19 protein-coding genes are annotated in these 21,335 nt (G+C 68.8%); 8 read left to right on the forward strand and 11 right to left on the reverse strand.

Annotated features, from left to right (window positions below; genetic code table 11):
* Nucleotides 1-37: 37 nt before the first annotated feature.
* Entirely contained in the window at nucleotides 38-1,456 is a 1,419-nt protein-coding gene (argH, locus tag IB259_RS02320; protein WP_054456589.1) for an argininosuccinate lyase, read from the reverse strand.
* Nucleotides 1,457-1,591: 135 nt separating this feature from the next.
* Here argH and IB259_RS02325 point away from each other — a divergent pair, with 135 nt between their 5' ends.
* From IB259_RS02325 to IB259_RS02335, 3 genes are all read left to right on the forward strand, one after another.
* Complete coding sequence (locus tag IB259_RS02325; RefSeq protein WP_119449493.1) at nucleotides 1,592-2,941, forward strand: mechanosensitive ion channel family protein; 1,350 nt, start codon at nucleotides 1,592-1,594, stop codon at nucleotides 2,939-2,941.
* A 90-nt stretch (nucleotides 2,942-3,031) separates the two neighbouring features.
* Nucleotides 3,032-5,089, forward strand: coding sequence for an NAD(+) synthase (locus IB259_RS02330; protein ID WP_054456590.1), 2,058 nt, complete (start codon nucleotides 3,032-3,034; stop codon nucleotides 5,087-5,089).
* Between the two features lie 127 nt (nucleotides 5,090-5,216).
* Nucleotides 5,217-5,555 (forward strand): P-II family nitrogen regulator, encoded by a 339-nt coding sequence (locus tag IB259_RS02335; RefSeq protein WP_013393295.1) that lies wholly within the window; start codon nucleotides 5,217-5,219, stop codon nucleotides 5,553-5,555.
* A gap of 117 nt (nucleotides 5,556-5,672) precedes the next feature.
* On the opposite strand, the gene gspF is transcribed toward IB259_RS02335, so the two are convergent.
* On the reverse strand, nucleotides 5,673-6,878 hold the full coding sequence (gene gspF / locus IB259_RS02340) for a type II secretion system inner membrane protein GspF (RefSeq protein ID WP_059374497.1): 1,206 nt from the start codon (nucleotides 6,876-6,878) through the stop codon (nucleotides 5,673-5,675).
* A 176-nt stretch (nucleotides 6,879-7,054) separates the two neighbouring features.
* On the opposite strand from gspF, the gene gspD reads away from it, so the two are divergent.
* Together gspD and gspE are read left to right on the forward strand one after the other, a co-directional pair.
* The gene (gspD, locus tag IB259_RS02345) at nucleotides 7,055-9,412 is read left to right on the forward strand and encodes a type II secretion system secretin GspD (RefSeq protein WP_054456591.1); all 2,358 of its coding nucleotides are present in this window, start codon (nucleotides 7,055-7,057) and stop codon (nucleotides 9,410-9,412) included.
* Nucleotides 9,409-10,836, forward strand: coding sequence for a type II secretion system ATPase GspE (gene gspE / locus IB259_RS02350; RefSeq protein ID WP_175163913.1), 1,428 nt, complete (start codon nucleotides 9,409-9,411; stop codon nucleotides 10,834-10,836). Before gspD ends, gspE begins: the two co-directional genes overlap by 4 nt.
* A 36-nt stretch (nucleotides 10,837-10,872) precedes the next feature.
* On the opposite strand, the gene gspN is transcribed toward gspE, so the two are convergent.
* From gspN to IB259_RS02395, 9 genes are all read right to left on the reverse strand, one after another.
* Nucleotides 10,873-11,625 carry a type II secretion system protein N gene (gene gspN, locus IB259_RS02355; protein ID WP_192327338.1) on the reverse strand — a complete coding sequence of 251 codons (753 nt, stop codon included), beginning with the start codon at nucleotides 11,623-11,625 and terminating at the stop codon, nucleotides 10,873-10,875.
* A 1-nt stretch (nucleotide 11,626) separates the two neighbouring features.
* Entirely contained in the window at nucleotides 11,627-12,214 is a 588-nt protein-coding gene (gene gspM, locus IB259_RS02360) for a type II secretion system protein GspM (RefSeq protein ID WP_192327341.1), read from the reverse strand.
* On the reverse strand, nucleotides 12,211-13,221 hold the full coding sequence (gene gspL, locus IB259_RS02365; protein ID WP_225596765.1) for a type II secretion system protein GspL: 1,011 nt from the start codon (nucleotides 13,219-13,221) through the stop codon (nucleotides 12,211-12,213). Before gspL ends, gspM begins: the two co-directional genes overlap by 4 nt.
* Nucleotides 13,200-14,144 carry a type II secretion system minor pseudopilin GspK gene (gene gspK / locus IB259_RS02370; protein WP_192327344.1) on the reverse strand — a complete coding sequence of 315 codons (945 nt, stop codon included), beginning with the start codon at nucleotides 14,142-14,144 and terminating at the stop codon, nucleotides 13,200-13,202. The genes gspL and gspK overlap by 22 nt, the downstream gene beginning before the upstream one ends.
* On the reverse strand, nucleotides 14,141-14,746 hold the full coding sequence (locus tag IB259_RS02375; RefSeq protein ID WP_175213206.1) for a type II secretion system protein J: 606 nt from the start codon (nucleotides 14,744-14,746) through the stop codon (nucleotides 14,141-14,143). Before IB259_RS02375 ends, gspK begins: the two co-directional genes overlap by 4 nt.
* Before the next feature lie 2 nt (nucleotides 14,747-14,748).
* Nucleotides 14,749-15,150 (reverse strand): type II secretion system minor pseudopilin GspI, encoded by a 402-nt coding sequence (gene gspI / locus IB259_RS02380; RefSeq protein WP_175163274.1) that lies wholly within the window; start codon nucleotides 15,148-15,150, stop codon nucleotides 14,749-14,751.
* Nucleotides 15,137-15,625: a type II secretion system minor pseudopilin GspH gene (gene gspH / locus IB259_RS02385; RefSeq protein WP_119449500.1), complete on the reverse strand. Its 489-nt coding sequence runs from the start codon at nucleotides 15,623-15,625 to the stop codon at nucleotides 15,137-15,139. The genes gspI and gspH overlap by 14 nt, the downstream gene beginning before the upstream one ends.
* Entirely contained in the window at nucleotides 15,597-16,025 is a 429-nt protein-coding gene (gspG, locus tag IB259_RS02390) for a type II secretion system major pseudopilin GspG (RefSeq protein ID WP_054456600.1), read from the reverse strand. The genes gspH and gspG overlap by 29 nt, the downstream gene beginning before the upstream one ends.
* Nucleotides 16,026-16,158: 133 nt before the next feature.
* On the reverse strand, nucleotides 16,159-16,593 hold the full coding sequence (locus IB259_RS02395) for a general secretion pathway protein GspC (RefSeq protein WP_192327347.1): 435 nt from the start codon (nucleotides 16,591-16,593) through the stop codon (nucleotides 16,159-16,161).
* Nucleotides 16,594-16,804: 211 nt separating this feature from the next.
* Here IB259_RS02395 and IB259_RS02400 point away from each other — a divergent pair, with 211 nt between their 5' ends.
* From IB259_RS02400 to IB259_RS02410, 3 genes are read left to right on the forward strand one after another with little or no spacing between them, the layout of a single operon-like run.
* Nucleotides 16,805-18,811, forward strand: a complete 2,007-nt coding sequence (locus tag IB259_RS02400) for an alkaline phosphatase family protein (RefSeq protein ID WP_192327350.1) — start codon at nucleotides 16,805-16,807, stop codon at nucleotides 18,809-18,811.
* 18 nt (nucleotides 18,812-18,829) lie between these two features.
* Complete coding sequence (locus tag IB259_RS02405) at nucleotides 18,830-19,012, forward strand: hypothetical protein (protein ID WP_054456602.1); 183 nt, start codon at nucleotides 18,830-18,832, stop codon at nucleotides 19,010-19,012.
* A 35-nt stretch (nucleotides 19,013-19,047) separates the two neighbouring features.
* Entirely contained in the window at nucleotides 19,048-21,219 is a 2,172-nt protein-coding gene (locus tag IB259_RS02410) for a phosphocholine-specific phospholipase C (RefSeq protein WP_192327353.1), read from the forward strand.
* The last annotated feature ends 116 nt before the right edge of the window (nucleotides 21,220-21,335 follow it).

A 21,335-nucleotide genomic window follows, 5' to 3' on the forward strand; every position in this document is an offset into this window, starting at 1 on the left:
CTAACGGGGCCGATCATCTTGCATCGGAAAACCAGGCTTACTCCGCCGTTTCCTGCAGCACGCGCCGGGCTTCCTCGGCCACGCGCTCGGGGGCGGTGCCGCCCACGTGCTTGCGGGCCGCGACCGAGCCTTCCAGGGTCAGGACCTGGTGCACGTCGTCGCCGATGCTGGCGTGGTAGGCCTTGAGTTCGTCCAGCGACAGGTCGGCCAGGTCGCAGCCGCGCTGTTCGCAGTCGCGCACGGCGTGGGCCACGACTTCGTGGGCGTCGCGGAACGGCACGCCGCGCTTGACCAGGTAGTCGGCCAGGTCGGTGGCGGTGGCGAAGCCTTGGAGGGCGGCGGCGCGCATGTTGTCGGCCTTGACCTTGATGCCGCCGGCCATGTCCGCGAAGATCGTCAGCGTGTCGCGCACGGTGTCGACGGTGTCGAACAGGCCTTCCTTGTCTTCCTGGTTGTCCTTGTTGTAGGCCAGGGGCTGGCCTTTCATCAGGGTCAGCAGGGCGACCAGGTGGCCGTTGACGCGGCCGGTCTTGCCGCGGGCCAGCTCGGGCACGTCGGGGTTCTTTTTCTGCGGCATGATCGAGCTGCCGGTGCAGAAGCGGTCGGCCAGGTCGATGAAGCCCACGCGCGGGCTCATCCAGAGCACCAGCTCTTCGGACAGGCGCGAGACGTGCGTCATGATCAGCGCGCCGGCGGCGCAGAATTCGATGGCGAAGTCGCGGTCGGACACGGCGTCCAGCGAATTGCGGCACACGCCGTCAAAGCCCAGGGTCTTGGCGACGCGCTCGCGGTCGATCGGGTAGGACGTGCCGGCCAGGGCGGCGGCGCCCAGCGGCAGGCGGTTCACGCGGCGGCGGCAGTCGGCCAGGCGCTCGGCGTCGCGGCCGAACATTTCGGCGTAGGCCAGCAGGTGATGGCCGAAGGTGACGGGCTGGGCGACTTGCAGGTGCGTGAAGCCGGGCATGATGGTGCCGGCGTTGTCCAGGGCCACCGTGGCCAGGGCGTGGCGCAGCTGGCGCAGCAGGTCCAGCAGGTTGTCGATTTCGGCGCGCAGCCACAGGCGGATGTCGGTGGCGACCTGGTCGTTGCGCGAACGGCCGGTGTGCAGGCGCTTGCCCGCGTCGCCCACCAGTTCCACCAGGCGCTTTTCAATGTTCAGGTGGACGTCTTCGAGGTCGAGCAGCCATTGGAAGCTGCCGGCGTCGATTTCGGACAGGATCTGTGTCATGCCGCGCTGGATGTCGGCCAGGTCCTGGGCGCCGATGATGCCCTGGGCGGCCAGCATGTCCGCGTGCGCGAGCGAACCCTGAATGTCGTAGCGCGCCAGGCGCTTGTCGAAATCCACGGACGCCGTATAGCGCTTGACGAGTTCGGAAACCGGTTCCGAGAACCGGGCGGACCAGGCCTGCGCCTTGTTGGCGAACTGGTTTTGATCGGGGGAGGGAGTGTTTGCCATGATGGGCGGAATTATAGGGCCTGGCGCGCAAGGCCGCGCCGCCGGGCGCGGGTTCCGCGGGGGCGAACCCTCCGGCCCGGCCTTTGTCGGATAATCCTGGATTAGTTTCAAGACCTTAGAGCAGGAAGAGAGTCTATGCCCCTGGAATGGGAAGAGCTGGTCACCCAATTGGATACCCATCTGCCGCGCGAAGCCTGGGCGCAGACGCTGATCGGAATCGCCGCGCTGATCCTGACGGCGCTGTTCGTCCAGTGGGTCGTGGCCCGGGTCGTGCTGTTGCTGGCCCATCGCGTGCTGGTGCTGAGCGGCCGGGGCGACTGGGACAAGGCCCTGCAACGCCGCCGGGCGTACCAGAACCTCTGGTACGCGGTGCCGTTCGCCGTGGTGTCGCTGGGCATAGGCCTGGTGCCGCACGTCGAGCGGGCGGTGACCATCGTCGGCCGGCTGGCGCATGCCGGCGCCTGGATCTGCGTGTTCGTGGCGTTTTCCGGGGTGCTGAGCGCCTGGCAGGATACCTATTCCGCCACCACCCGGGCGCAGACCCGCTCCATCAAGGGGTATATCCAGATCGGCAAGCTGATCCTGATGGCGGTATGCACCGTTTTGGTGCTTTCCATCCTGATCGACCGCTCGCCGCTCTGGATGATTTCCGGCCTGGGCGCGCTGTCCGCCGTGCTGCTGCTGGTGTTCAAGGACACGCTGCTGTCGCTGGTGGCCAGCACCCAGCTGACCAGCAACGACATGCTGCGCATCGGCGACTGGATCGAGATGCCGCAATCGAACGCCGACGGCTTCGTCAAGGACATCGCGCTGCACACGGTCAAGGTGCAGAACTGGGACAACACCGTCACCACGGTGCCCACCTACAAGCTGTTTTCGGAAAGCTACCGCAACTACCGCCACATGTTCGAATCGGGTGGACGGCGCATCAAGCGCACCGTGCGCATCGACTCGGCCAGCGTGCGCTTCCTGACCGACGACGAGGCGCAGCGGCTGATGCGTTTTCGCCTCTTGCACGACTACCTGCAGGCCAAGACCCACGATATCGCCCAGGCCAACCAGACCATGGGCGAACTGGCCAGCGTGCCCGCCAACCGCCGCCGCCTGACCAATATCGGCACCTTGCGGGCCTATGCGTTGGCCTATCTGAAACAGAATCCCGAGGTCCGCCAGGACATGGCGATGATGGTGCGCATGATGGAGCCCACCTCCGAAGGCATCCCGGTCGAGGTCTATTGCTTTACCGCCGTCACCGCCTGGGTCGAGTACGAGCGCATCCAGGGCGACATCTTCGACCATCTGCTGGCCATCCTGCCCGAACTGGGCCTGCGCCTGTACCAGCAGCCGTCCGGCGCCGATATCGGCGCAATGGGCGTCCACCTGCGCGAAGGCGCCTTGCAGGCCGCGCTGGCGGGCGAAGGCGGCCGTCCGGGCCTGGCCGCGCCGTCGGAACGCGGCCTGACCGACGAGAAGATGCCGCGCTAGCGGACAGCAGGCGCGGCAAGGCGTGGGGGCGGGGCCGGCGGGTGGCCCCGTGAGATAATCCAGGCGTTGAAATCCCTGGCGATAGACCCGATGTCGAACCCGTTCTTCAACCTGTATTCCCACGGCTTTGCCCGGGTGGCCGTCGGCGTGCCCGAATGCAAGGTCGCGGACCCCGCCTTCAACGCCGCCCAGACCATCGCGCTGGCGCAGCAGGCCGCCCAGGGCGGCGCGGTGCTGGCGGCGTTTCCCGAGCTGGGCCTGTCCGCCTATACCTGCGACGACCTGTTCCACCAGAAGGCCCTGCTGGACGAATGCGAAGCCGCGCTGGCCCAGGTGGTGGCGGCAACCGCTGAAATGGACATCGCCGTCGTGGTCGGCGCGCCGTTGCGCGTGGCCCATCAGCTGTTCAATTGCGCCGTGGTCGCCGCCGGCGGCCGCGTGCTGGGCGTGGTGCCCAAGAGCTACCTGCCCAACTACGGCGAATTCTACGAAGCGCGCCAGTTCAGCGCCGGCGATTGCGCCACCGCATCCGAGATCCGCCTGCTGGGGCAGACTGTGCCGTTCGGGTCCGAGCTGGTCTTCCAGATGGAAAAGCTGCCGCTGTTCCAGTTCCACGTCGAAATCTGCGAAGACGTCTGGGTGCCGATCCCGCCGTCTTCCTACGCCGCGCTGGCGGGAGCCACCGTGTTGGTGAACCTGTCGGCCTCCAACATCGTGGTCGGCAAGTCGGAGTACCGTCACCAACTGGTGGCGCAGCAGTCGGCGCGCTGCCTGTCGGCTTACATGTACACCTCCGCCGGGCGGGGCGAGTCGTCCACCGACATGGCCTGGGACGGCCAGGCGCTCATCTACGAAAACGGCGAACTGCTGGGCGAATCCGAACGCTTCCTCGGCCATTCCCACCTGCTGTTTGCGGACGTGGACCTCGAACGCCTGTCGCGCGAACGCATGCGCCAGACCACATTCGGCCAGTCCGTGCGTCGCCACCAGGACGAAGTCCGCAAATTCCGCAGCGTGGCGGTCCCCGTGAATCCGCCGCTGGAAGACGCCGAGCTGCCGCTGGAGCGGCGCGTGGCGCGCTTTCCCTATGTGCCGGCCGACCCGCAGCGCCGCGACGCCCGCTGCAAGGAGGTTTACAGCATCCAGGTCCAGGCCCTGGTCCAGCGCCTGTCGGCCAGCCGCATGTCCAAGGTCGTCATCGGCATTTCCGGCGGGCTGGATTCCACCCATGCGCTGCTGGTCTGCGCCAAGGCCATGGACGCGCTGGACCTGCCGCGCTCCAACATCCTGGCCGTCACCATGCCGGGCTTCGCCACCAGCTCGCGCACGCTGCAGCAGGCGCGCAAGCTGATGGAGGTGGTGGGGTGCACGGCTTCCGAGATCGACATCCGGCCCAGCTGCCTGCAGATGCTCAAGGACCTGGGCCATCCCTATGCCGACGGCAAGCCGGTCTATGACATCACCTTCGAGAACGTGCAGGCCGGCGAACGCACCAACCACCTGTTCCGCATCGCGAATTTCAACAACGCCATCGTCATCGGCACCGGCGACCTGAGCGAGCTGGCCCTGGGCTGGTGCACGTACGGCGTGGGCGACCACATGTCGCACTACAGCGTCAATGCCAGCGTGCCCAAGACGCTCATCACCCACCTGGTGCGCTGGGTCGCGGAATCCGGCCGCCTGGGCGACGAAGGCGCGCAGGTGCTGCTGGACGTGCTGGGCACCGACGTCAGCCCCGAACTGGTGCCGGGCGGCGCGGACGACAAGCCCGTGCAGAAGAGCGAAGACTCCATCGGTCCCTATGAACTACAGGACTTCAACCTGTACTACACGCTGCGCTACGGCTTTGCGCCGACCAAGGTGGCGTTCCTGGCGCTGGCGGCCTGGCGCGACCGCGAGGCCGGCGCCTGGCCCGAGGGCGGCCACGTGGCCCGCAACCAGTACGATCTGGCGGCCATCAAGCGCAACCTGAAGATCTTCCTGGACCGTTTCTTCCGCCTCAGCCAGTTCAAGCGTACCTGCGTGCCGAACGCGCCCAAGGTCGGCTCCGGCGGTTCGCTGTCGCCGCGCGGCGACTGGCGCGCGCCCAGCGACTCCGAGTCAGCGGTGTGGATGCGCGACGCCGAACGTATTCCCGACGAGGCCTGACCGGGATTTCCCGCCCAAGGGGGACCCGGCGTCCGGGCCCCCGCGGGTGGTATTCTCTTATCCGATGCGCCCTGCAGCCATGCCGTGTCAGGGCGACGCAACAGATCAAAAACCCAGGACGACCAACGTGAAACAAGTCACCGCCATCATCAAACCCTTCAAGCTCGACGAAGTCCGCGAAGCGCTGGCCGAAGTCGGCGTCAGCGGCCTGACCGTTACCGAAGTCAAGGGTTTCGGCCGCCAGAAAGGCCATACCGAGCTCTACCGCGGCGCCGAGTACGTGGTGGACTTCCTGCCCAAGATCCGCGTTGAAGTGGTGCTGCCCGACAGCCAGGTCGAAGCCGCCATTGAAGCCGTGGTCAAGGCTGCCCGCACCGGCAAGATCGGCGACGGCAAGATCTTCGTCACGCCGGTCGAACAGGCCATCCGCATCCGCACGGGCGAAAGCGACGAAGAGGCGCTGTAAGTTCCTGGGGACTTGCGGCTGGCCGGATCCGCCGGCAGCCGCGAGACCGCAGCAGGATATTGCGGGCTTGGCGCGGCGGGGAAGCTGCCGCACCAAGCCCGCAACGCATTTTCCAGCCTAGCGGATGAGCTGATTCATCTCCAGGATCGGGCTCATCACCGCCAGCACGATCAGCAGCACGAATCCCCCCATCAGCAGTATCAGCGCCGGCTCCAGCAAGGCCGTCATGGCCATGGCGCGCCGCTCCAGATCGCGCGACAGGTTCTGCGCGCCGCGGTCCAGCAGTTCGGGCAGGCGGCCGGTCTTCTCGCCGCTGGCGATCAGATGCACCAGCAGCGACGGAAACACCTTTTGCGCGCCCAGCGAGGCCGACAGCGACGCGCCTTCGCGCACGCGCGCAGAGGCTTCGTCCACCGCCTGGCGCAGCACATCGTTGCCCAGGGTGCGGCGCGCCGCCTCCAGCGCCGTCAGCAATGCCACGCCGCTACCTGAGAGTATCGCCAGCGTGGAAGCAAAGCGCGCGGCATTCACACCCAGCACGAAGCGTCCCGCCAAGGGCAGCTTCAGCACGCGCGCATGCCAGGCCCGCCGCGCAGCGGGCGCGCGCAACGCATACCGCCACAGCGCGACGGCCGCCGCCAACGCCGCGCCCGTCGCCACGCCCCATTCGCGCACATAGTCCGACAACGCCAGCATGATGCGCGTCAAGAGCGGTAGTTCCTGCTTGGCCTGGCTGAACGCCGACACCACCTGCGGCACCACATAGCCCAGCAGGAAGATCACGATGATCACCGACACGCAGGCCACCACCGCCGGATAGATGAACGCGGTCAGCACCTTGCTGCGTAGCGCGTTGCGCTCCTCGATGTAGTCCGCCAGCTTCTCCATCACTTGCGCGAGATCGCCCGATTCCTCGCCAGCGCCGATAAGCGCGCGATAGATCTCCGGAAAGTCGCGCGGCCGTGCGGCCAGGGCGGTCGACAGCTTGTGGCCCGCGCGCACGTCGTCGCGCACGCCGCCCAGGGTGGCGGCGATATGTTTTTTCTCGGCCTGCTCCAGCGTGGCGCTCAGGGCCGCGTCCAGCGGCAGGCTCGCGGCCAGCAGGCTGGCGAGCTGGCGCGTCAGCCAGGCGAGATCCGCATCCGACAGGCGCGTGCGCAGCGATGCGCCGAACCCTTCGGCGCGCGCCGCGAGGGACGTGGACAGCGGCAGCAGGCCGCGGCCGCGCAGCTGGTTGCGGGCGCCGCGTTCGCTGTCGGCGTCGATCGTGCCGCGCACGATCTTCCCTAGTGCGTCGGTGGCTTCGTAACGGAAGGAAGGCATCTGGAAAGCATGGCCGGCACGCATTCAAAAAGCGCGCAAAGCCCCGAATTTAAAGGGTTTCAAGGCCGCTACGATGCCTGCGGATTATGACCGTAGTGTTGCACTGTCACCACGTATACTCCGACGCGCTTTCACGTTTTTTCACACGATTTCACGTTTCAGGCACCTATCCCGTCATGCGTCATATTGCGCAATTCAGCCTTGCGGTACTGCTCGCCGCAAGCCAGCTCGGACCCGCAGCCAGCAGGGCTCACGCTCAACAGACCGACAATCGCGTCAGTCTGAATTTCGTCGACACCGACATCCCCGCCGTGCTGCGCGCGCTGTCGTTGTTCACGCAGCGCAACTTCCTGGTGGATCCGCGCGTCAAGGGCAAGCTGACGCTGGTGTCGGACCGTCCCGTGGACAGCGCGCAGGCGTTGTCGATGCTGACGGGCGCGCTGCGCATGCAGGGTTTTGCCATCGTCGAGGTCGACGGCGTGACGCGCGTGGTGCCCGAGGCCGACGGCAAGCTGCAAGGCAGCGTGGTCGCGGGCAGCGCGCGTCCCGCGCAAGCCGTGGGCGGCGCGGGCCGCGGTCCGGTGCCAGTATCCGCGTTTGCCAAGGGCAGCAGCGGCGAAATGCTGACCCGCGTCTTCCCGCTGAAGTACGAAAACGCCGCCAACCTGGTGCCGGTGCTGCGCCCCATGGTGCCGCCCAACAACCCGATCAACGCCTATCCCGGCAACAACACGCTGGTGGTCACGGACTACGCCGACAACCTGGAGCGGATCGCGCAGGTCATCGCGCGCATCGACGTGCCCAGTTCGATCGACACCGACGTGGTGCCGGTGCGTTCGGCCGTGGCCACCGACCTCGCCATCCTGGCCTCGCAACTGCTGGATACGCAAAGCAGCGACCCGACCCAGCGCATCGCCGTGGTGGCCGATCCGCGCAGCAACAGCGTGCTGGTGCGTTCCGGCAGCCCGGCGCGCACGCGGCTGGCGCGCGACCTCATCATGAAGCTGGACGCGCAGCAGAACCGCGCCGGCAACCTGCACGTGGTCTACATGCGCAACGCGCAGGCCACGCGCATCGCCGAGGTCCTGGGCGGGTTGCTGACGGGGCAGGCGAATTCCGCGCCCGGCGCCACGGGCGGCGCCAGCGGCGGCACGGGCGCGCAGGGCGGAGCGCGCACGCAGAACGCCGCGGCTGGCATGCCGGCCCAGGCGACAGCGGGCATGGCCGGCATGTCCGGTTCGAACACGGGCGGATTGTCGGGCGAACAGGAACGCATCTCGCGCGAAGACAACAGCACGCAGGCCGTGTCGTATTCGGCCGGCGGCGCCACCATCCAGGCCGATCCGGCTACCAACTCGCTCATCATTTCCGCGCCCGAGCCGCTGTACCGCAGCCTGCGCGAAGTCATCGACCAGCTCGACCAGCGCCGCGCGCAGGTGCTGGTGGAAAGCCTGATCGTCGAAGTCAGCGAGGCCAAGGCGGCGGAGTTCGGCATCCAGTGGATGACGGGCGCCGGCAACATCAACAGCGACGGCACCAGCTTCATCGGCGGCACCAACCTGGGCGGCAGCGGCATCACCGGCAAGGGGCCGACCACCATCGACGGCATCGGCAGCGGCCTGAGCCTGGGGGTGGTCAAGGGCACGGTCGACGTGCTGGGCAACAAGGTGATCAACCTGGGCGTGCTGGCCCGTGCCATGGAGAACACTGGCGAAGCCAACATCCTGTCCACGCCCAACCTGCTGACCCTGGACAACCAGTCGGCCAGCATCCTGGTGGGCAAGACCGTGCCGTTCGTGACCGGGCAGTACGTGACCTCGGGCAGCAACGGCAGCACCAATCCATTCCAGACGATCGAACGTGAGGACGTGGGCCTGAAGCTGAACATCCGGCCGCAGATTTCCGAGGGCGGCGCGGTAAAGCTGGACATCTACCAGGAAGTCAGCAGCATCGACGAAAGCCGCTCCAACTCCACTACCGGCATCGTGACCAACAAGCGGGCCATCGACACCAGCGTGCTGATCGACGACGGCCAGATCATCGTGCTGGGCGGCCTGCTGGAAGACAACGTCACGCTCTCCACCAACAGCGTGCCGCTGCTGGGATCCTTGCCGGTGATCGGCTCGCTGTTCCGCTACGACACGCGCAAGCGCACCAAGACCAACCTGATGGTGTTCCTGCGCCCCTATGTGGTGCGCGACGCCAACCGCACGGCGGGCGTCACCATGGACCGCTACGACTACATGCGCCGCGCGCAGGCGGCGGTGCAGCCGGGCCAGCACTGGGCGCTGCCCGACATGCAGGCGCCGATGCTGCCGCCGCCGGGCTCCGCGCCCTCGGTGTCCAACAACGCCTATGACCTGCGTCCGGAACATCAGGCTGAAACGCTGCGCCGGCCGGCGCCGGTCACGGCTCAGTCCTTCGCCGTGCGCCAGTATGCCGGCATGGAACCCGCGCGCGACGCGTCGGGCGCCATCCGCGTGTCGCGCACGCTGATGCACAGCGTGGCCGTGGACCCCGATACGCTGCTATGAGCGCGCACCCCTTGCCTTATGCCTGGGCGCGGGCGCAGCGCGCGCTGCTGTCGCTGCGCGGCGGCCAGGCCCGGCTGACCGTCAGCCCGCGCACGCCGGAATGGGCGGTGCGCGAGATCCGCCGCTGCCACGGCGACATCGAGTTGGCGCAGGTCGAGGACCAGGCGCTGGAAACCTTGCTGACCGCGGCCTACAGCCATTCGGAGGATGCGGCCTCGGTGATGGGCGTGGCCGAGAACGAGATCGACCTGGACCGCCTGATGCAGGACATGCCCGAGGTGGCGGACCTGCTGGAGGCCCAGGACGACGCGCCCGTGATCCGCATGATCAACGCGCTGTTCGCCCAGGCGGCGCGCGACGGCGCCAGCGACATCCACATCGAACCCTTCGAGACCCACTCGGTGGTGCGCTACCGGGTCGACGGCACCCTGCGCGACGTGGTGTCGCCGCGCAAGGCGCTGCACGCCGCGCTGATCTCGCGCATCAAGATCATGGCGCACCTGGACATCGCCGAAAAGCGCTTGCCGCAGGACGGCCGCATCGCGCTGCGCGTGGGTGGACGGCCCATAGACGTGCGCGTGTCCACCTTGCCCACCGGGCACGGCGAACGCGCGGTGCTGCGCTTGCTGGACAAGGAAGCGGGGCGCTTGCAGCTGGAGAAGCTGGGCATGGACGCGGGCGTGCTGGGCCAGCTGGACCGGTTGATCCGCCAGCCGCACGGCATTGTGCTGGTGACGGGGCCCACCGGCAGCGGCAAGACCACCACGCTGTACGCGGCTTTGAGCCGCCTGGACGCGTCCACCAGCAACATCCTGACGGTCGAGGACCCGATCGAATACGACCTGGCCGGCATCAGCCAGACGCAGGTCAACGCCAAGATCGACATGAGCTTCGCGCTGGCCCTGCGCGCGATTCTGCGGCAGGACCCCGACGTCATCATGATCGGCGAAATCCGCGACCTGGAGACCGCGCAGATCGCGGTGCAGGCCTCGCTCACCGGTCACCTGGTGCTGGCTACGCTGCACACCAACGACTCGGTGTCCGCCGTGACCCGACTCACGGACATGGGCGTGGAACCTTTCCTGCTGGCGTCATCGCTTTTGGGCGTGCTGGCGCAGCGCCTGGTGCGCAAGCTCTGCCCGGCCTGCAAGAAACCCGCCACGCAGGACGGCGCGCGTGTGTTCCATCCGGTGGGCTGCGACGCCTGCAACCATACCGGCTACAGCGGGCGTTCCGGCATCCACGAACTCTTCACGGTGGACGACGAGGCGCGCCGGCTGATCCACGAAGGGCGTGACGAACGCGAACTGCGCCGCGCGGCGGCCGCGTCAGGCATGCGCACCATGCGTGAGGATGGGCAGCGCTGGGTCGACAGCGGGCAGACCTCGCCGGAGGAAATCCTGCGGGTGACGCGGGACGCCTAGCGGACGATGGGGAACGCCAGCGACTTGTCGCTGTGCCTAGGTGCCGAACGACGCCACATCCCCCGAACGCCGCCCCAGCGCCGACAACAGTCCGTCCAGCGCCGCCCGATCCGCCTCGCGCGCGGCGCCGGCGTAGGTTGCCTGGCCCTGGAACTTCAGGCCGCCGCGCCCGCCCGCGCTGCCCTGGCCGCTGACGTCCAGCAGGCCGCTTTCCGTACTCAACGCCAGCGTGGCGCCAGACTTGCCGCCTTGTACCCGCAGCAGATACGAGCCCACGGGCGCCACCGGCGTCAGCGCGGTGCTGGCGTTGCGCCAGCGCAGTTCGGCCACGGGGCCGGCGGGCAGGGGCGCGCCCAGCCGCAGCGGCTGCCAGCGGACTTCCAGCGTGCCCTGGGGGGCAATGGTGTTCCACGGCGCGCCCAGCGCGGACAGGATGGAGGCGGGCGCGCGCAGCGACTGGGCCGGCACGGACACGCCGTTCCAGCCGGGCGTGGCGCGCAAGGGACCTTGCAGCCAGGGGTGGGAGATATCCAGAGCGAGCACGTCCCAGCGCCATTGCCATTGCACCGGTTGCGGCAGCATGCGGCGCGCGCCAGGCGGGCCCAGCGCGATCCAGGCGCTGCCGCGCCACAAGGTGCCGCTGGCGTCGGCCAACGTGACCGGCGCCTTGTCCGGCAGCAGGGCCAGCAGCCAGCGCGCGGGCAGCACGGTGACGGCGCCCGCGGCGGCGCAGACGGCGCCGGCCAGGAGCAGGGCGGCGGAACGTTTGGAAAGCGGGAAGCCGGACATCTCAGCCACGCTCCGAAGCTTGCGGCGCCATCAGGCTCACCTTGCCATTGACCAGGCCGGGCAGCGGCCGCCCGTTGACATTGGCGGCACGGGTGAGCTGCACTTCCTTGACCGCCAGGCCCCAATCGCGCGCTGCTCCGTCGAGCCAGCGCAGCAAGGCCGAAGAGGGCGCCTGCTTCAGCGTCAGCAGCACGCCCGGGCCGTGTTCGGGCTCGCCCAGCGCCCACTGTTCCGCGGCGAGTCCGGCGCGCTCCAGCGAGGCGCCGATTTCCGCGGCGCTGGGCAAGGCGCCGGCGGGCGCCGCGGATTTGCGCCGCAACGCCGTGGCTTGGGCGGTCAGGTCCGCGACCGTGGCCGCCTGGCCGCGCAGCGCGGGCAATTCCGCCTGCAGTTTGCGCAGCGTGTTCAGGGGCGGTTCGATCAGGGTCACGAAGACCAGCGCGCCGCCCAGCAGCAGGGCAGCCGCGGTCACCAGCCGGCGCTCGCGCGGCGCCAGCGCCTGGTAGCGTAGTCCGGCGCGCGCCAGCGCGGGAGTCAGGGTCTTGGCCAGCGACTGTCTGGCCGCATGCAGGGCTTGCGGGAGTTTCATGGTTGCGCGCGCACGATGCGCCAGGTGGTGTCGTTGTCGCCGCGTTCGAGCTTCAGGCCCAGGGCCGCGGCTTGCTGGATCAGCGCGGGCGTCTCAGCCACGCGTTGCGACTGCTCGCCGGCATCCGCCAGTTGCAGCGTCAGCGCCTGTTCGGCGTAGCCCAGGCGGGCTACCTTGTCGGCGGCGAAGGGCAGGGCCTGGGCCGCGGCGCGCGCCAGGGGCAGAAAGTCGGCGGCATTGGCCGCGCCGCGGTTCGCCTGCAGCGCGTCCAGGCCTTGCTGCGCCTGGCGCGGCGGATCCAGGACCACCGGCAGGTCGGGGAACGCGGCCAGGACCTGCGCGTGCATGCCGTTGCGCAACGCGTCGGCTTCGGCTTGCAATTGCGAGGCGTACAGGTTCAGCCCGCCTATCCAGACCACTGCCGCGGCCGCGCCCCAGCGCCAGGCGGGGCGCCAGGCCGAGACGCGGGCCGGCGCCAGCTGGGGCATGGCCAGCGACCACGAAGGCGAGGGCGCCTGCCAGCGGGGATCGGCAGGGTCGCGCAATGGCGCCGTGGTTTCGGCCCCCAGCGCTTGCGGCGCGATGAGCGCCTGCGTGCGCAAGCCCTGCGCATTCAGCAGGCTCCAGCCGCGGCGCACGGGTTCGCGCGCGGCCCAGGCCAGCGGCACCGTGCCGTCGGTCGAGCGCGGGCCGTGGCCGATGGCCAGCGCGTCCAGGTCGCTGAGCACCAGCGGCTCCAGGGCGCTGTGCACCGCGGCGGCAAATCGGGCGCGCGCCACCGCGGGGATCTGCACGCTGGCGGCGATCACGTCGGCGGGATGCAGCACGGCTTCGCAGGCGGCGTGGGGATAGGCATGGCCCAGCGCCTCAAGCGCGAGCTCGCCCTGGCGGGCGCAGCGGCCGCGCCGGTCGAACCAGGCATAGGGCAGGAGAGAGCCGGCGCCGAACTCGTCCAGCGGCGGCAGCGCGATGCGCAGGATGTTCTTCAAGGTATTTCTCTGGTCCATAAGGTGTCTGGGGCGGCGGGCGGTGAACTGCGCAGCAGCGCCTGCATGGAGATGCGCGCCCGCTCATAGGCCACGGTGCCGCTGGCCAGGAACCAGCCGCTGGTGGTGGCGACGGCGGGCGCAGGCGCTTTGACCCCCGCGCCCGCCAGACGATTGGCGAAATCGCCGGAATTGTTGAACCAGTTGCCGCGGTCGCGCTCGCCCGCCATGGAACGCGCCTGGCTGAGCGACAGGCCGGGCACCAGTGCCGCAAGCACCTCCGCGGGCGCGGTGTTGACGTTGACGCTGGTGGAAACGGGCAGCACCGTCATCGTGCGGCGCAGCTCGTTGCGAGCCGACGGCTCCAGCGCCAGCAGGGCCGCCACTTCGTCCACGCCGCGCGGCAAAGGGGCGCGGGCGTCGGGCGCGGGCCGTCCTGGCGGCGCCGCCGGCGCATCCGCCGGCGGCGCCACGGGCTGCGCGGCCGACATGATGTCCACCATGCGCGCGGCCAAGGTGTCGGGCAGTTGCAGCGTGTTCAGCAGCCGGCGCAGCACCCGTTCCTGCTCGGGCTGCGGCACGCCATTGTTCGCCAGGTTATAGAGGTTGTACTTGCCTTGTTCGTCCTGCACGCGGCCGGAGAACACCGCGACGCGTTCGTCGCCGGGGCGTTCGATGCGCGTGTCGAGTACCGGGGTGGCCCAGATCTGGTCGCCGCGGGTGATGGATTCGCGCTTGCTGTGGTCGCGCACGATCAGGCGGGCCCAGTCTATGCCGCCCGCCAGCATGGCGCGCGCCTGCACCCGCGCCATCTCGTTTTCCACGCGCCGCGTGCTGGCGGTCTGGCGCTGGAACAGGCTGGTGGTCAAGGCCGCGACGATGGCGACGATGATGAGCGCACTGATGACCGCTGCGCCGCGTTCTGCGTTACTCGGGCGTCTCATGGCAGCTCCAGCACGCGGGTATAGCGCTCGGGGGATCCCGGGGCGCCGCGTTCCAGCACGATCTCCAGGCCGGTCGGAGCGGCGGCCTGATTGCCTTCGCCATTCACCCAACCGGTACCCGGCACCCAGGCGCGCAGCGTCAAGGCTCGCGTGCCGGGCAGCAGGAGGATGCCGTTGTCCGCCGCGGGCAGCGGACTGCGCGCCGCCGATGGCCCGCTGGCGCGCCACAGGCCGTCCTTGCGCACCTGCCATTGCACGCGCTGCCACAGGCCGTTGCCGTCAGGGTCGGGGCGCAGGATCTCGAACACGGGCCCGCCGCCTGCACGGCGCAGCAGGCGCAGGCCGCTGGTGTAGGCCTGCGCGTCCAGACCCGCCGGCTCGAAGCCGGGTCCGGTGTAGGACAGCTCCACATCGCGCGCCATCTGGCCCAGTGTGCGGACGATGGCGTCGATGTCCTCGGCCTGTTCCTCGATCCGCTCGCGCGCGCCGGACACGCTGGCCAGGCCGCGCCAGGCCATCAGGCTGACCAGCGCCATCAGCGCCAGGGCCACCAGCACTTCGATCAGCGTGAAGCCGGCTTGGGATCGGGGAGGGCGGCGCATGGCTATCTCAGGCTGGACAAGAGGCCATCCAGCTGCAGCAGTACGGCGTCCGCCTGCGCGGCGCCGGCGTCGCGCACCCTGATCGACACCTGGCGGAAGCTGCGGTTCATCGAATTCGTAAACTCCATTTCGCACTGCAAAGCCCGGCCGCCCTGAGCACAGGGCGCGCTGCGCGTGCCTGCGCGCGGCAGCGCTTGTTCCAGCCGCAACTGGGCCAGCGCGTTCTGCGCAGCCAGCAGCGCCAGCGTCTTGTCCTGCAGGGCGCGGTTGTTTTCCGCCATGACGCCGGTCGCGCGCAGGGCGGCGCCCATGGCGACGGCGATGATGGCCAGGGCCACCAGCACTTCGATCAGCGTGAACCCGCGCTGCCGATCGGGCGGGCGGGGCGGCTCATTGAATTTCATAGCGGCCCGCGGCGTCGCGCTGCAAGGTGACGCGGGCATCGCCCGCGCTCAGCGTCAGCGTGACCGGCGCGGCGACCCATTCCGTGTTGAACACCAGCGGCCGGTCCGGATCGAGCCGTAGCGCCACCGGCGCCGCCGACCAGGATTGCGGGCGCAGCACCTCGTCGCGCTCCAGCCGGTCCGGCGGCAGCGGCCTGTCGTCCTCGGCGTTCGGGCCTGGCAGCCGCCCCTGGCGTTCGAACGACCAGCCCTGGCCGTTGGCGAGCCAGCGGATGGGACGGCCGTCGCTGCGGGCCTCGCTCTGGGCCACGGTGAAGGCGTCGGCCAGGCGCAGGGCGTCGCCGCGCAAGCGGTTCTCGCCGCGGCCCACGGACAGGCTCACCATGCTGGCCGCGATCGCCACGATCACCAGCACCACCAGGACTTCGACCAGCGTGAAGCCGCGTTCAGAGTTCCCAGGAGCCGATGTCGGCATCGCCGCTCTCTCCGCCGGGCTTGTTGTCGGCGCCGAACGAGAACACGTCGATATCGCCTTTGACGCCAGGGCTCAGGTATTGGTAGGGATGGCCCCAGGGATCGTTGGGCAGCTTGTCCAGGTACCCGCGCCAGTTGTTCACGCCTTCGGGCTTCTGCACCAGCGCGCGCAAGCCCTGCGCAGTGCTGGGGTAGCGGCCATTGTCCAGGCGGTACAGCTTCAACGCCTGCATGATGCCGGCGATGTCCTGGCGCGCGGCGACCTGGCGGGCCTGGTCGGGACGATCCAGCACGCGGGGGACGATCAGCGCCGCAAGTATCCCCATGATCACAATCACCACCATGATCTCGATGAGGGTGAAACCTTGCTGGCGGGCAAGCCCGCGCGGTAACTGACGCACTTGATGACTCCGGTCTTTCAGTAGGAGCGGAGGATTGTGGACATGAAATATGACAGCAATAGTGACGGCGCGGCCAAATGCGGGCAGGTCCGGTCTGCGCCCGGGGCGCGCGTCGCAGCGCCTGCGGCGCGGCTCACTTTTCGCGCGATATGCCTGCGGGAGCGGGCAGGGCGGCCGGAGCCGGCAGGCGGCTGGCGCGCCCAGCCTGTTCCACCGTCACCGCGTCCGCGGCGACTTCGCGCAGCACGATGCCGGGGGCCACTTCGCCGCCCGCGCGCCAGGCCAGCGGCGGACCGCCGTCGATGCTGAGCACGGCGGCGCCATCGGCGCCTGCGGCGATCACGCCCAGCACGGAGATCTGTGTGCGCATGGCCTCGTCCTTGCCGAACCACAACGCCACGGGCGTGTTGTCGGCAGCGCGCGGCGCTTGCGCCGACACCGCGGGAGGCAGGGCGCCAGCCTTGGGCGCAAGCAGGATCGACGTCCATACGCCCAGGCCGGCGGCCAGGGCCAGCACGGCGAGTATGCGGAATGCGGCGGGCAGGGTCGGGCGCAGGAACAGGGGCATGGATTGAACGTGCGTGGCGGGTTGAGACCGCGCCGACTATAGCCGCCGCACATGACAAGCCCGCGATGCGCGGCGCCTGCGCCATGGCTGCGCGCAAAAGAATCCTGATCCGTCGATCAAGGTTTCTCTTCTTTGCTTCACGGGGCTTTCACCTTGGCTGGCCATCATGTGGCCCTGCATAAAACCCTGTTCATGACTAGAGAAGAGAAGCATGCAAGCATTGAATTGGAGAAGATGGTGCGCGGCCCTGCTGGCGACCAGTGCCCTGGCGGGCTGCGGCGGCAGCGACGATGACGACGACACCGACGCGCCGCCGACCCAGCCGCCTGTGACCCAGCCGGACCCGACGCCCGCCGACAAGGTGCTGTTCATCGGCGTCGACGGCCTGACCTATGACGCGATGCGCCGCGGCGTGGCCGACAAGGCCTTGCCGAACCTCGCGCAGCTCAACGCCACGCGCGCCTGGACCGGCGGCGTGACGGACGCGCCCACGCAGCAGCCCACGTTACTGGCGCCGGGCTGGGCGACGCTGCTGACCGGGCAATGGGCCGACCAGCACGGCGTGCGCTACAGCGTGCAGGGCGAAACGCTGCAATCGCCGACCCTGTTCCAGCGCATCAAGCAGGCGCGCCCCGAAGCGCGCACCGCCGCCGCCTTCAATTCGACCGTGGTGGCCGGCCTTATCGCCGGCCAGCGCGACGCGGGCTATCTGCAGTCGCTGACCGACTGCGCCGGCGCGGACGATTGCGTCGCCGCCCAGGCGCGCGACCGCATCACCGAAGGCTATGACGTGGTGGTGGCGCAGTTTGGCGCGCCGGAACGGATTGCCTCGGAGAACGGCTTCGGCTCGGCCTATGACAGCGCGATCCGCCAGGCCGACGCCGCCATCGGCGCGCTGACCAAGCAGATCGCCGACCGCAAGGCGGAGCACCCCGGCGAGAAGTGGCTGGTGATCGTGGCTTCCAGCCACGGCCTGGGCAAGACCGGCGCCAGCGACGGCCGTCCCATGTCCTCGAACAAGACCATCCTGTTGGCCGCCAACCAGCCTGCGCTGCTGGGCGGCAGCGCCGACGACGCGTCGTTCGACGGCCTGTGGGACAACAACTGGTACGCGCTGCCCAGCGCGGCCGATGTGGCGCCGACGGTGCTGGACCACCTGAAGGTCCTGCCGCCCGCCGCCAAGTACGACATGGCGGGCACCTCGCTTGCCGGCAAGCTGGCACTGCGCCACACCGCGGCCCGCACCTCGACCGACAACAAGAGCGTGACGCTGAGCTGGGTGCGCGTGGGCGAGCCGGCCGGCGACATCGTGGTCAGCCGCGACGGCGTGGAGATCGCACGCGTGGCCGGCACGGTCGCCGAGTATGTGGACAAGGGCTTCAAGTTCGACACCGAGGGCGTGCACACCTTGAACTACAGCGTGGCGGTCGGCAACGCGGTCAGCGCCGCGCGCACCACCGTGGCCTACACCAAACCGCTGCCGCTGCTGGCTTCGCTGCGCACTGGCCTGACGATGCTGTTCCCGTTCGAAGGCAATATGACCGACATCGCCGCGGGCGGCGGAGCCATCACGCCGTTCGACGGCACGCAGGCGCCGGCCTACGCCGACACGGGCGTGTTCGGCAAGATGTTCAAGAACGACCGCAGCGCGGCGGCCCTGGGCGGCTTCAAGCTGGACTATCCGGCAGGCATGCTGGACGCGGCCCAGGCCTTCACCATCGGCTTCTGGTACCAGTCCGACGGCACCGCCAACGACCGGTCCATCCTGGGCAACAAGGACTACAACTCCGGCGGCAACCCTGGCATCACCATCGCGCAGTGGGCAGGTCCGGTGCTGTATTTCAACCTGGCTGGCGGCGGCTCGCGTGTCGACATCAACAACGTCAAGTTCACCCCGAACAAGCCGGTCTACGTTGCGATGACCGTGAACAAGACGGCCAAGACTCTGACGGCCTCCGTCTACGACAGCGAACTGGGCTTCTCGCAGCGCACCATCGGCACGGGCTCGGTCGACCTGACCAAGATCGCGGGCGTCTACGGGCCGCACCTGGGCCTGAACGAAGACGGACGCGGCACCTATGGCGTCTGCTGCGCCGGCACCAAGGGTCCCTACACGATGTATTTCGACGACCTGGCGTACTGGTCGCGCGCGCTCACCGAAGCTGAAGTGAAGTCGCTCGCCCTGTCCGGCAAGTCCGTTTCCGAACTGTTTCCCTGATGTACCGAGGATAAAAAAATGAGCATGTCCATGATCTTGCGCGGTTTCCTGCGCCTGGGCGCGGTGCTGATGCTGAGCGCCACGCTGGCTGCCTGCGGCGGCGATGACGGCGACGACGACGGTGGCAAGGACCCCGGCACCGGCCAGCCCGAAACGCCGAAGCCCGAGCCCGTCAAACCCGAATTGCGTTGCGCGCCTTGAGCGGCGCTCCCTCCAGATCCATAGGAATAGAATCCGTGACGTTCGATAAAGACCAGGTCCACGCCGGCAAGCGCCGCTTCCTGCGCAACGCCGCCGCCTCGACCGCAGGCCTGACCGCGCTGTCGATGTTCCCGCCGGCGATCCGCCGCGCGCTGGCCATCCCCGCCAACAACCGCACCGGCACCATCAATGACGTCGAGCACGTGGTCATCCTGATGCAGGAAAACCGCTCCTTCGATATGTACTTCGGCACCTTCAAGGGCGTGCGCGGCTTCGGCGACCGCATCACCATTCCGCTGCCTGAAAAGCGTTCGGTCTGGGAGCAGAGCAACGGCACCCGCGTGGTGATGCCGTATCACCTGGACAGCAGCCAGGGCAACGCCCAGCGCGTGGCCGGCACGCCGCACGACTACGTGGACGCGCAAATGGCCTGGGACGGCGGCCGCATGGACCACTGGCCGCGCTACAAGCAGAACCAGTCCATGGGCTACTACAAGAAGAAAGAGGTGGAGTTCCAGTTCGCGCTGGCCGAAGCCTTCACGCTGTGCGACGCCTATCACTGTTCTACCCACGGCGGCACCAACACCAACCGCCTGTTCCACTGGACCGGCACCAACGATCCGCTGGCCCTGGGCAACGGCCCCTCGACCCGCAACCAGTGGGACAGCCTGGGCGCTTCGTCCACCGGCTGGACCTGGAAGACCTATCCCGAGCGCCTGCAGGAAGCCGGCGTCAGCTGGAAGGTCTACCAGAACCTGCCCGAAAACTTCGGCGACAACCCGCTGGCCGGCTTCAAGCAATACCGCCGCGCCAACGAGCTGGCCGGCAACAGCGCCAACGGCGCGCCCTATCCGGCCTGGACGCCGTCCATGGATGCCGCCAATCCGCTGTACAAGGGCACGGCCAACACCATGCCCGACGGCGGCTTCCTGAAGGCGCTGCGCGAGGACGCCGTCAACGGCACGCTGCCGCAGGTGTCGTGGATCGTGGCGCCCGCCACGTATTCCGAGCACCCCGGCCCGTCCAGCCCGATCCAGGGCGCCTGGTACATCCAGGAAACGCTGGACGCGCTGACGGCCAACCCCGAGGTCTGGAGCAAGACCGTGCTGCTCATCAACTTCGACGAGAACGACGGCTATTTCGACCACCTGCCGCCGCCCGCCGCGCCCTCGCTGAACCCGGACGGCTCGATGGCCGGCGCCTCCACCGTCAACACCGACCTGGAGCGCCATACCCATGCCTCCGCCCAGGACGCCGCCGACGACCGCGTCTACGGCCCGGGCCCGCGCGTCCCCATGTACGTGGTGTCGCCGTGGAGCCGCGGCGGCTGGGTCAACTCGCAGGCCTTCGACCACACTTCGGTGCTGCGCTTCCTGGAAGCCCGCTTCGGCGTGGCCGAAGACAACATCAGCCCCTGGCGCCGCGCGGTGCTGGGCGACCTGACTTCGGCCTTCAACTTCGCCACGCCCAACAACGAAAAGCTGCCCGACCTGAACCTGCTGACCCGCGCGGGTTCGGACAGCGAGCGCAGCGCGCAGGAAGCGCTGAAGGCCGTGCCGCTGCCCGATCCCAGCACCCAGGCCAAGCCGGTGCAGGAGCAGGGCGTGCGCTATTCCCGCGCCTTGCCCTACGAACTGCACACCAGCGCACGTGCCCAGCCGGACACGGGCGCCATGCGCCTGGTGTTTTCCAACACGGGCAAGCAGGCGGCGGTGTTCCACGTCTATGACCGCCTGCACCTGGACCGCCTGCCGCGCCGCTACACGGTGGAGCCGGACAAGCAGCTGGAAGGCAACTGGGACACGGCGGCCGACGGCGGCAAGTACGACCTGTGGGTGCTGGGCCCCAACGGCTACCACCGCCATTTCGCGGGCGACCTGGCCCTGGCCCGCACGTCGGCGCTGGCGCCGGAGATCCGCGTCTGCTACGAAATCGCCAAGGGCGACGTCTACGTCAGCTTCATTAACGGCGGCAAGAGTCCCTGCACCTTCGAAGTCGCGCCCAACGCCTACTACGCCAACCACGAGCGCTGGAAGTTCACGGTGCCCGCGGGCGGCCAGGTCGAACAGCACTGGGCGCTGGAAGGCAGCCAGGGCTGGTACGACTTCACTGTGCGCCTGGCCGAAGATCCTGCCTATCTGCGCCGCTTTGCCGGTCGCGTGGAAACCGGCCGCCCGTCGGTGACGGACCCGGCGATGGGGCTGTAAGCCGCCCCGAGGCCATTGAGAGGTTTGCCGCCAGCGGCTTTGGCTAGCCAGGCTCGGTGCTTTACAGGCACCGAGCCTGGTGCGCTGCGGCATCGCCAGGCGAAAACGCAATTCGG

The organism is Achromobacter sp. ACM04 (genome assembly GCF_014851465.1).
Taxonomy (GTDB): domain Bacteria; phylum Pseudomonadota; class Gammaproteobacteria; order Burkholderiales; family Burkholderiaceae_B; genus Achromobacter; species Achromobacter aegrifaciens.

Coding starts and splice junctions, on each gene's coding strand:
- gspI (WP_175163274.1), bottom strand. CDS start 15,150: ATGAAATTCAATGAGCCGCCCCGCCCGCCCGATCGGCAGCGCGGGTTC.
- IB259_RS02395 (WP_192327347.1), bottom strand. CDS start 16,593: ATGCCCCTGTTCCTGCGCCCGACCCTGCCCGCCGCATTCCGCATACTC.
- gspN (WP_192327338.1), bottom strand. CDS start 11,625: ATGTCCGGCTTCCCGCTTTCCAAACGTTCCGCCGCCCTGCTCCTGGCC.
- IB259_RS02375 (WP_175213206.1), bottom strand. CDS start 14,746: ATGCGCCGCCCTCCCCGATCCCAAGCCGGCTTCACGCTGATCGAAGTG.
- gspD (WP_054456591.1), top strand. CDS start 7,055: ATGCGTCATATTGCGCAATTCAGCCTTGCGGTACTGCTCGCCGCAAGC.
- gspM (WP_192327341.1), bottom strand. CDS start 12,214: ATGAAACTCCCGCAAGCCCTGCATGCGGCCAGACAGTCGCTGGCCAAG.
- IB259_RS02405 (WP_054456602.1), top strand. CDS start 18,830: ATGAGCATGTCCATGATCTTGCGCGGTTTCCTGCGCCTGGGCGCGGTG.
- gspF (WP_059374497.1), bottom strand. CDS start 6,878: ATGCCTTCCTTCCGTTACGAAGCCACCGACGCACTAGGGAAGATCGTG.
- gspL (WP_225596765.1), bottom strand. CDS start 13,221: ATGGACCAGAGAAATACCTTGAAGAACATCCTGCGCATCGCGCTGCCG.
- gspK (WP_192327344.1), bottom strand. CDS start 14,144: ATGAGACGCCCGAGTAACGCAGAACGCGGCGCAGCGGTCATCAGTGCG.
- IB259_RS02330 (WP_054456590.1), top strand. CDS start 3,032: ATGTCGAACCCGTTCTTCAACCTGTATTCCCACGGCTTTGCCCGGGTG.
- IB259_RS02325 (WP_119449493.1), top strand. CDS start 1,592: ATGCCCCTGGAATGGGAAGAGCTGGTCACCCAATTGGATACCCATCTG.
- gspH (WP_119449500.1), bottom strand. CDS start 15,625: ATGCCGACATCGGCTCCTGGGAACTCTGAACGCGGCTTCACGCTGGTC.
- IB259_RS02400 (WP_192327350.1), top strand. CDS start 16,805: ATGCAAGCATTGAATTGGAGAAGATGGTGCGCGGCCCTGCTGGCGACC.
- argH (WP_054456589.1), bottom strand. CDS start 1,456: ATGGCAAACACTCCCTCCCCCGATCAAAACCAGTTCGCCAACAAGGCG.
- gspE (WP_175163913.1), top strand. CDS start 9,409: ATGAGCGCGCACCCCTTGCCTTATGCCTGGGCGCGGGCGCAGCGCGCG.